We start from the raw sequence: 9,665 nt of genomic DNA, 5'->3' as shown, positions 1-9,665 counted from the left end.
TATTGTCTAGACGAATGTAAAGAAGGTCCGTTTTGTCGTGATAGCTTTGGATATAGAGACTTTAGTTAGGTGGGAGAATATAACCAGAAGGAACATGGCTCCTGACAGGAGGCCTGCCGGATTACGAGACCAATGACAGAAAGCGAAAAGAAGCTTTATAGGAGATGAGCAAGATGGCTACAAGAGCAGCGATTGAAAAAGCAAAACTTCCAGACTTTAGTAAGATGACTGACGAAGAGATCGCCCATTTCTGGCACACTCATGACGTTTCTGAATTTTGGGGCGAAATGGAAGAAGTAAAAGAGCCCTTTAGAGACGTTCGTCCAAAGAGAGCTATTTCAATGCGTATTGACGAAAAAGCCCTGGCGGATCTTAAACGCCTGGCCAGCAGGAAAGGTCTCGGCTATCAAACCATGATCAGAATGTGGATCAAAGAGCGTCTGGAAAAGGAGCTCCAGAAAACTGCTTAATTCCAGATAATCATTTATGGACGCATGGGGAAAGCGAAGATCTATGATTTTAAGAATACCCGGCACAACAAATATTATGCGCAAAAAAGGGTCGAAGTGTTCTATACTATTGAAGAAAATGTAAATGTAACTGTCACGGTTTATGTATTCTACGGAAAATGGGAGGCACAAAATGAACATTCTCTATAACGACAAAACGGACCTTCTTTACATTCGTCTAGACAATAGAAGGCAAGAGGTGAGAAATATTCGAGTCTCTGAAGATATTGTCCTGGATATCGGCGAAAGTGACAAAATCATAGGAATTGAGATTCTTGATGCTTCAAGGCGTGTGAATTTAGAAAGTCTGTTTCCTGTGGAATACAAAGTACTAAGAAAAGCTGTATAAAGCAGCTTGTTCTGAAGGACGAATTAACTCACGGCTTTTTCTTAAACGATAAATAGCTTTGGATATAGAGACTTTAGGTAGGTGGGAGGACACTTCTTGGCTTGGGAAGTGTCTATTTTCTATATATTTCGATGAAGAGCATAAGGTTCTTTATACTATAAGTGTAGATTGGCTTCAAACTATGGATCTGGCGAAGGAGAAGCATTGCGTTTTTTGACGGCAGGAGAGTCTCATGGGAAAGCTCTCTCCCTTATAGTGGATGGATACCCTTCTGGAGTAAGCCTGTCAGAGGATTTTATTACTCTTGAGCTTCACCGGAGACAGTTGGGCTACGGGCGAGGTACAAGAATGAAGATCGAAGAGGACCGCATCGAGATTCTTTCTGGAGTCAGGAGAGGTATTACTACGGGCAGCCCCATCGCCGCCCTCATTTACAACCGGGATTGGGAAAACTGGAAGGACATTATGGCCATCTGGGCCAAGGGTCAGCAAGAGGAGAAGGTCCGGACCGGAGGTGAGGGAGAAGAGAAGGCTGGGGCTGGAGGTGAGGAACAGCGGAAGTTTCAGTCTGCAGGGTATAGAGAGGCGAAGGTTTCCAGACCCCGGCCTGGCCACGCTGATCTGGCCGGAGCTCTAAAATTCGATCTGGATGATATCAGGGATGTGTTGGAGAGATCCAGTGCCCGGGAGACAGCGGCCCGGGTGGCCGCAGGAGCTCTGGCCAGGCTGCTTCTTCTGGAGCTGGACATCAAGATCTTCAGCCACGTTATTTCTATCGGAGAGGTGGAGCTGGGAAGAGAGATAGAGCCACAGGAGCTGGATCAGAAGATGATAGACCGCTCCCCGGTTCGCTGCATGGATGAGAGGATTTCCAGATTGATGATGCAGGAGATAGACCGGGCCAGAGAGGACGGTGATTCGGTAGGAGGGATCTTTGAGGTGATCGCCACTGGTCTTGTAGCGGGGCTGGGTAGTTATGTCCAGTGGGATGAGCGGCTGGATGGAAGGATCGCCAGAGCAGTGATGAGCATTCCAGCAGTCAAAGGAGTGGAGATTGGGCTGGGGTTCAGAGGTTCCAGCCTGCGAGGCTCTGCCTACCATGATGAGATCTTCTACTGCCAGGAAAAAGGTATCTACCGTTCTACCAACCGGGCTGGAGGAATGGAGGGAGGGATGACCAACGGGCAGCCCCTGGTAGTGCGGGCAGCCATGAAGCCCATCTCTACTCTGGCCAAACCTCTTCGGAGCGTTGACCTGGTCACCAAAGAGGAGGTCAGGGCTTTCCAAGAGAGGGCTGATGTATGTGCTGTGCCCAGTGCTGCTGTGGTGGGCGAGGCCGTGGTGGCCCTGGAAATAGCCAATGCGGTTCAGAGGAAGTTCGGAGGTGATTCCCTGGCCCAGCTCAAGGAAAGCTACTCCAGGTACAAGGACCAAATAGAGAGAAGGCTGACCTGAAGAAGTGGTGGGGAGAAGATGGAGATGAAGAACATAGTTCTCATCGGCTTCATGGGCGCTGGAAAAACCACTGTAGGGGAGGTTCTCTCTCAAAAACTGGGCCGAATTTTTGTTGACTGTGATACGTTAATAGAAAAAAGGATAGGACAGACCATAGCTGAGATTTTTGCTCAAAAAGGAGAGGATTTCTTCCGAAAACTGGAAAGAGAGTGCATTGAGGAGATCTGCCAGAGGGAAGACCAGGTGATTGCCTGCGGTGGAGGTGCTGTTCTGGATCCCCAGAATGTGGAAAGGCTTAAAAGATCTGGCTTGATCTTTCTTCTCTCCCTTCCCCTTTCGGGACTGGAGGAGAGACTTACTCTGGATCAGGACAGGCCCCTCCTGCAGGAAAAGGAGCGGGGGAAGAGGATAAAGGAGTTGTGGGAGGAGAGGGAGAAGAAATACCTGACTGCGGCAGATCAGGTAGTAGAGGTCAAGAACATGAGTGCAGAGGAAATTGCTGACCTGATCATAAGAAACTACCGAAAGCTGGTGAAAGAAGTTGAACCTTAGGGAGACAATTATCGTCAATCTAAAAGATCGGTCCTATGAAATAATCATCGAAGAAGGACTTGTGGAGCACTGGTGCAGGGAGATCAAGGCAGTGACTAAAGCGGAGAGAGTGTTTGTAATCGTGGATGAGAATGTACTTGGCCTGCACGGTGAAAGGTTCAGGGCTACTCTTGAAGCCTCAGGACTCAGGTGGGAAATAATCCCCTTTAGGGCCGAGGAGAGATATAAAAATCTGGAGACGGTATCATTTTTGTACGATCAGTTGATTGAAAAGAAAGCGCACCGTCATGAGCCCCTGGTTGCTGTGGGAGGAGGCATAGTGGGAGATGTGGCTGGTTTTGTAGCCGCGACTTATCAGCGAGGAGTACCTGTCATTCAGTTTCCCACTACCTTATTGGCTCAGGTCGACAGCAGTATCGGAGGTAAGGTGGGCATTGACCACAGAGAGGGCAAAAATCTCATCGGGTCCTTCTACCAGCCCAGAGCGGTTCTGATAGATCCAGGCCTGCTAGACACCCTGCCCCGCCGGGAGTTCCTTAACGGCCTGGCCGAAGTAATTAAGTATGGTTTTATCGCTGATCCGGAGATCTTAGACTTTCTCCTGGCGGAAGATGGTCTGAAAAAAGGACTTTCCGGCCAGAAAAGGATCAGACTGATAGCTCGATGTGCCGGAATCAAAGCTGCGGTTGTTTCTCAGGATGAAAGGGAAGCGGGATATCGCATGATTCTCAACTACGGGCATACCACTGGCCATGCTATTGAAAAGGTGACTGGCTATAGTGCGGTCAGCCACGGTCAGGCAGTAGCCGTGGGTATGATAGTGGCTGCAGAGATGGCTCACCATCTGGGTAAGCTGAACCGGGATGATGTGGAGCTGCATCGAAGAGTCATCTCACGGGCCGGATTGCCGATAAAGCTCCCCCAGGTGGAGATAAGCGCCCTTCTTGAGGCCATGCTCCTGGACAAGAAGTATGGGACGTCTAATCGGTTTGTCCTATTAGAAGAGGTGGGCAGACCAGTAGTGGTAGAGGGTGTACCAGAGGAGATAGTAGTGAAATCGCTATTAGCTACTCAGGAGGAATGAGCTCATGACTAAAGCCCTGGTTATCAATGGACCTAATCTTAACCTTCAGGGTATTCGGGAGGAGCCCCTATATGGCCGGGCTTCCCTGAAGGATATTGAAGAGAGACTTAACACTCTTTGCCGGGAGAAAGAAGTGAAGTTGGAATTATTTCAATCTAATCACGAGGGCGAGATTATTGACCGCATTCACCAGGCCATAGGCCAGACAGACATATTAATCATTAATCCCGGGGCTCTCACTCACTACAGTTATTCCTTGAGGGACGCTCTTGCTGCAGCCGATATGGTTAAGATAGAAGTTCATATTTCTAACATATATGCCAGAGAGGAGTGGAGGAGAACCTCAGTTATCTCCCCCGTGGTAGATGGGGTTATCTCTGGATGTGGAAGTTACGGTTATGAGCTCTCGCTACTGGCCGGGCTGGATCTTCATCAAAGACGAAGGTCGCCATCTGCATGAACCGTCAACACCTATTGCACTAATAAGTCCTCATCCAAACGAAATCCTACCAAAGATCGTCTAATAGCAAAGTATCACCCATATAGAGATTGACAAACAGGTCTGGGTCTATGAAGAACAGGTTAGAGAGGGCTAAAGAAGAGATCGAAAAGAAGGGCTTTGAGGCCATTCTTATCTCCCAGGAGGTAAATGTTCGCTACCTGAGTGGGTTCTGCGCCTCTCACTCCGGGAGCAACTTGTTAATCACTCCGGAGAGGCAGTACCTTCTGACTGATTTTCGTTTCCTGGAGCAGGCCAGGAGGCAAGCTCCCCAATTTATCCTCTACCAATGGAAGCATCCCACAGAGAGAGATGTTTTAGAGCTAGTCAGGGAAGAAGGGATCCGGAAAATGGCCTTGGAGGATAGCATCCCCTTCAGCCGTTATCGAAAACTGAAGGAGTCTCTGACGCAGGTTGAGCTCTGTCCCCTGAGAGGCTTCATTGAAAAGTTCAGGCAGGTTAAGGACCAGGAGGAGCTGGAGAGGATCCGGGAGGCTGCCGACATCAATGATAAGGTTTTTCCTCAGCTTCTGGCAATGATAGAGGTGGGAGCAAGGGAGATAGATATTGCCAACGAGCTGGAGTATGTGATAAAAAAGATGGATGCTCAGGGAGTAGGGTTTGAGACCGTCATTGCTTCCGGCACCCGATCCTCCATGCCTCACGCTGTGGCCACAGACAAACGAATCTGCCAGGGAGACATGATCAAAATAGATTTTGGCTCGGTATGCCAGGGATATCACTCAGACATGACCAGAATGGCCACAGTGGGAGAACCTTCCGAGAAGCTGATGGAGATTTACAACATCGTGCTGGAGGCCCAATTGAGAGCTCTGGAGGAGGTCAGGCCGGGTCAGGAGTGCCGGAAGGTAGACCGCGTAGCTCGAGCTGTTATCGAGGAAAAGGGCTACGGATCCAGCTTTGGACATGGAGTGGGCCACGGAGTAGGGCTAGAAATCCACGAGGCACCCCGACTGTCGCCTACCTCCAATGGACTTCTGGAGGAAGGGATGGTCATTACCATTGAACCGGGGATCTATCTACCTGGTTTTGGCGGAGTGAGGATCGAGGATCTGGTCTATGTAAAGAAAGATGGCGGTGAGATTATCTCTCAGACGCCAAAGGAATTATATGTTTTGTAGGTCTACATAGAGTACAGGATATAGGGGCGTAGGGAAGAAGGAGCCAGGAGAGGATGCCGTCCATATCAACTAACGATTTCAAAAATGGTATGACTATCGATTTAGAAGGGACTTTATACAACATCCTTTATTTTCAGCATGTCAAGCCGGGTAAGGGGGGAGCCTTTGTGCGCACCAGGCTTCGCAATCTGGATACAGGAGCAGTTATTGAAAAGACCTTCCGGGCCGATGAGAAAGTGGAGCTGGCCATTTTGGACAAACGGGAGATGCAGTTTCTCTACCGGGAGCAGGACGGTTTTGTATTTATGGATCTAGAGACTTACGATCAACTGAAGTTGTCCGGGCAGATCGTGGGGGAGCAGGAGAAGTATCTCAAAGAAAATGAGAATGTCTACGTGGTGTTTTACCGAAATCAGCCTATCTCAGTGGACATACCTCTTTTTGTGGAATTAAGGGTGGTACATACAGCGCCGGGCTTCAAGGGGAATACGGTCACTGCCGGAAACAAACCAGCCACTTTGGAGACAGGAGCGGTGGTCAATGTTCCCATGTTTATCGAAGAAGGGGACGTGGTTAAAGTGGATACCCGGACTGGCGAGTATGTGACCAGGATATGAACCTGATTTGATGTCATGATGTGACCATCACCCCCGAACCATGAAAATGCTGACTAAAATTTCTACCTAATTTGTCATTCGGGGGCCGCACCCTCGAACCATGGGCAATCTATTTTCTACCTGTTGTCGCCAGGGACTTGATCACCTGCCAGGCAGGAAATGGGAACCCAGGTTCTACCTGGCTCATAGTGAAAGAGGCGCTATTGAAAAATAGACCGATTAAGATCACCGATACCACCTTACGGGATGGCAATCAGTCCCTTTGGTTGGCCCGCCTGAGGACCGAGGACATACTGCCCATACTTCCCCAAATGGACCAAATCGGCTTTAGCTCTATAGAAGTGTGGGGAGGAGCCATCTTCGATGCCTGCCTTACCTTTTTGAAGGAGGACCCCTGGCAGAGGCTGAGAGCCATTAAAGAGCGGGTCCCCAAGACGCCTCTTCAGATGCTTTTGCGGGGACAGAACCTGGTGGGGTATCGTCATTATAGTGATGACGTGGTCCATAAGTTTGTCAAGTTAGCGGCCAAAAATGGTATCGACATCTTCAGGATATTTGACCCTCTCAACGATGTCCGCAATTTCAGGACCGCTATAGAAGCGGCTAAAGAGGCTGGAGCTCATGTCCAGGGAGCTGTGGTGTATACCATCAGTCCTGTGCACACCCTGGAACATTACCTGGAGATAGCCCACCAGTTAGTGGATATGGGTATCGACTCTCTGTGCATCAAAGACAGAACGGCTCTCCTTTCCCCCTCCCGCACTCATTCCCTGATTCAGGAGCTGAAAAAAAACTTCTCTTTGCCCCTTCAGCTTCATTGTCACTATGCCGGTGGGCTGGCCCTTATAAACTACCTTAAAGCTATTGAAGCGGGGGTGGATGCCATTGACACAGTCTCTATTCCCCTGGCTTCTGGTAACTCCCAACCTCCCACAGAGATGATAGCAACTGCTCTCAAAGATACACCCTATGATACCCATCTTGATCTGGAGAGGCTCTATGAGATTGCCGAGTATTTTGAAGAGATCAGGATAAAAAGGGGTTTTGAGAGGGGGAGCGCCTCGGTAATCCAGATGAAACAGCTTTCTCAGCAGATTCCAGGGAGGATGATTTCCAACCTCCAGGCTCAACTGAAAGAGAAAGATGCTCTATCCAGATTGGAAGAAGTGTTAGAAGAAATACCAAAAGTGCGGGCCGAAGCAGGTTTCCCACCTCTCATCACCCCTCTCAGCCAAATCATAGGTACCCAGGCTATTCTCAACGTGCTGACCGGAAAGAGATGGAGCGTGGTGCCTGATGAGATGAAATCTTATGTCAAGGGTCTTTACGGCAGGCCGCCCGGCCCCGTGGCTGAAGATATTCAAAAGAAAGTCCTGGAGGATGAAAAACCGATAGACTGCCGGCCGGCGGACCTTCTTCCGGACTTCTATGATGTCGCCTCCCAGGAGATAGGAGATCTGGCTGTCTGCAGTAAGGACGTTCTGTCCTACTGTCTCTTTCCTCAGGCCACTCGCAGCTTTCTGGAAAGTAAAAGAGGTATCAGAGAAAGTACCTTCTCATCGCCAGAATTAGCAGAAGAAGATAAGGAGCCGCAGATGGATTTGGGCAGGATCAGAGAAGTCATTAAGCTGATGGAGAATAGCAACCTGGCGGAGATGATTGTAGAAGAGGGAGATCTCAGGATCACTTTACGGAAAAGCCCAGGTTCACCTGGCACCAGGGAAGGGAGTCAGGTTCGGGAGGCAGAGAGAGGCGAAAAGAAAGTACCTTTAGGGGAGGAGGAACTGCAGAAGGTGATCTCACCGATGGTCGGAACCTTCTACCGGACTTCAGCTGCGGAGCAGCCCCCCTTTGTGGAAGTAGGTGATATTATAGAGGTGGGCCAACCTCTTTGTATGGTAGAAGCCATGAAGTTGATGAATGAGATCATTTCTGATATAGAGGGCGAGGTAGTGGAAATCTGTGTCGAAGACGGGCAGCCAGTGGAGTATGGACAGGTCTTATTCTGGATCAGGCCCTTGTAAGGAGCGGGTTGTAGCAGAGATGGAGAGATGTTTAAAAAAATACTTGTTGCCAATCGAGGAGAGATAGCGGTAAGAATCATCCGGGCCTGTAAAGAGCTGGATGTATCTACGGTAGCCGTGTACTCGGAGGCAGACCGAGATTGTATGCATGTAAAGATGGCTGACGAAGCTATTTGCATCGGCCCGGCCCCCAGCCAGAAGAGCTACTTGAACATGACTAACATTCTGAGTGCAGCAGAGGTTAGTGAGGCTGAGGCCATCCATCCTGGATACGGATTTCTGGCTGAAAACTCTGAGCTTGCCCGTCTATGCGAGGAAAATGGAATTGTCTTTATTGGCCCTCCCTGGGAGGCCATCCAGGCCATGGGGGATAAGGCCAGCGCTAAGGAGCTGGTTAAAAAGGGGAAGGTTCCGGTAGTGCCCGGCTCCAACGGGCCCATCAAGGGAGATGAGGAAGCCGTGGCTATAGCCAAAGAGATTTCCTATCCGGTTATCATCAAACCTTCGGCAGGAGGAGGGGGCAAAGGCATGAGGCTGGCTCAAAACGAAAAAGACCTTCTCTCTTCCCTTCGCCTGGCCAGAAGTGAGGCCAGGGCCTGTTTTGGCAACGATGAAATATATATAGAGAAGTACCTGGAAGAACCCCGGCACATAGAATTTCAGATTCTGGCAGACAATTTTGGCAATATCATTCACCTGGGCGAGAGAGACTGCTCCATACAGAGAAGGCACCAGAAACTATTGGAAGAATCCCCCTCTCCCTTCCTGTGGGAGAAGAAGAGAAGGGAGATGGGAGAGGTGGCGGTCAGAGCTGCCCGAGCGGTGGGATACCGGGGGGCCGGAACCATTGAATTTTTGGTGGATTCGGGAGGCAGATTCTATTTTATGGAGATGAACACCCGCATCCAGGTGGAGCATCCGGTTACTGAAATGGTGACCGGCCTGGATCTGGTAAAGGAGCAAATCCGCGTTGCTGCGGGCCTGAAACTTGACCAGAAGCAACAAGAGGTACGGATGAATGGACATGCCATCGAGCTGAGGATAAATGCGGAAGACTCAGAAGCCGACTTCACCCCCTCTCCGGGAAGAGTGTCCCTTTTTATTCCTCCTGGTGGACCCGGAGTCCGCACTGATTCGCATCTTTACTCCGGTTATGAGGTACCTCCCTACTACGATTCCCTGGTGGCTAAATTAATTGTATGGGGAAGGGACCGCATGGAGGCTATCAAGAGAGCTGAGAGGGCGGCCTCTGAAATCATTATTGAGGGGATAAAAACCACCATCCCTTTTCATCGCCGGATACTGGCCAATGCCTTCTTCAGACAGGGAGAGGTCTACACCAATTTTATCTCCAGAAGGGTCCTGGCCGAATAAGGAGGGCGGATGTGGAGAAGGAGAAAAATATACCTTTGGGTAACTTCTTAATAGCTCCTG

10 protein-coding genes are annotated in these 9,665 nt (G+C 49.8%); all 10 read left to right on the top strand.

Going from position 1 to position 9,665, the window contains the following annotated elements; genetic code table 11:
- Positions 1-173 precede the first annotated feature (173 nt).
- The 10 genes from HW443_RS07575 to accC all read left to right on the top strand — a co-directional run bounded on the left by HW443_RS07575 (position 174) and on the right by accC (position 9,605).
- Positions 174-470: a CopG family antitoxin gene (locus HW443_RS07575; protein WP_176226070.1), complete on the top strand. Its 297-nt coding sequence runs from the start codon at positions 174-176 to the stop codon at positions 468-470.
- 172 nt (positions 471-642) lie between these two features.
- Positions 643-858: a DUF2283 domain-containing protein gene (locus HW443_RS07570; protein WP_176226071.1), complete on the top strand. Its 216-nt coding sequence runs from the start codon at positions 643-645 to the stop codon at positions 856-858.
- Positions 859-1,071: 213 nt separating this feature from the next.
- Positions 1,072-2,313, top strand: a complete 1,242-nt coding sequence (aroC, locus tag HW443_RS07565) for a chorismate synthase (RefSeq protein ID WP_320411248.1) — start codon at positions 1,072-1,074, stop codon at positions 2,311-2,313.
- Positions 2,314-2,337: 24 nt separating this feature from the next.
- Positions 2,338-2,865, top strand: coding sequence for a shikimate kinase (locus tag HW443_RS07560; RefSeq protein ID WP_176231483.1), 528 nt, complete (start codon positions 2,338-2,340; stop codon positions 2,863-2,865).
- Positions 2,855-3,949 (top strand): 3-dehydroquinate synthase, encoded by a 1,095-nt coding sequence (gene aroB, locus HW443_RS07555; protein WP_176231482.1) that lies wholly within the window; start codon positions 2,855-2,857, stop codon positions 3,947-3,949. The genes HW443_RS07560 and aroB overlap by 11 nt, the downstream gene beginning before the upstream one ends.
- Before the next feature lie 4 nt (positions 3,950-3,953).
- Complete coding sequence (gene aroQ, locus HW443_RS07550) at positions 3,954-4,409, top strand: type II 3-dehydroquinate dehydratase (protein WP_176229349.1); 456 nt, start codon at positions 3,954-3,956, stop codon at positions 4,407-4,409.
- 110 nt (positions 4,410-4,519) lie between these two features.
- The gene (locus HW443_RS07545; protein ID WP_176231481.1) at positions 4,520-5,590 is read left to right on the top strand and encodes a M24 family metallopeptidase; all 1,071 of its coding nucleotides are present in this window, start codon (positions 4,520-4,522) and stop codon (positions 5,588-5,590) included.
- A gap of 53 nt (positions 5,591-5,643) precedes the next feature.
- Entirely contained in the window at positions 5,644-6,207 is a 564-nt protein-coding gene (gene efp, locus HW443_RS07540; protein ID WP_176229351.1) for an elongation factor P, read from the top strand.
- 203 nt (positions 6,208-6,410) lie between these two features.
- Positions 6,411-8,231, top strand: a complete 1,821-nt coding sequence (gene accB / locus HW443_RS07535; protein WP_258188928.1) for an acetyl-CoA carboxylase biotin carboxyl carrier protein — start codon at positions 6,411-6,413, stop codon at positions 8,229-8,231.
- A 27-nt stretch (positions 8,232-8,258) separates the two neighbouring features.
- Positions 8,259-9,605: an acetyl-CoA carboxylase biotin carboxylase subunit gene (gene accC, locus HW443_RS07530; RefSeq protein ID WP_176235331.1), complete on the top strand. Its 1,347-nt coding sequence runs from the start codon at positions 8,259-8,261 to the stop codon at positions 9,603-9,605.
- The last annotated feature ends 60 nt before the right edge of the window (positions 9,606-9,665 follow it).

This window comes from Candidatus Hakubella thermalkaliphila, assembly GCF_013281975.1.
Classification (GTDB): domain Bacteria; phylum Actinomycetota; class Humimicrobiia; order Hakubellales; family Hakubellaceae; genus Hakubella; species Hakubella thermalkaliphila.
The sequence above is the reverse complement of the archived record's forward strand: the minus strand, read 5'-3'. Positions and strand labels throughout refer to the sequence as shown.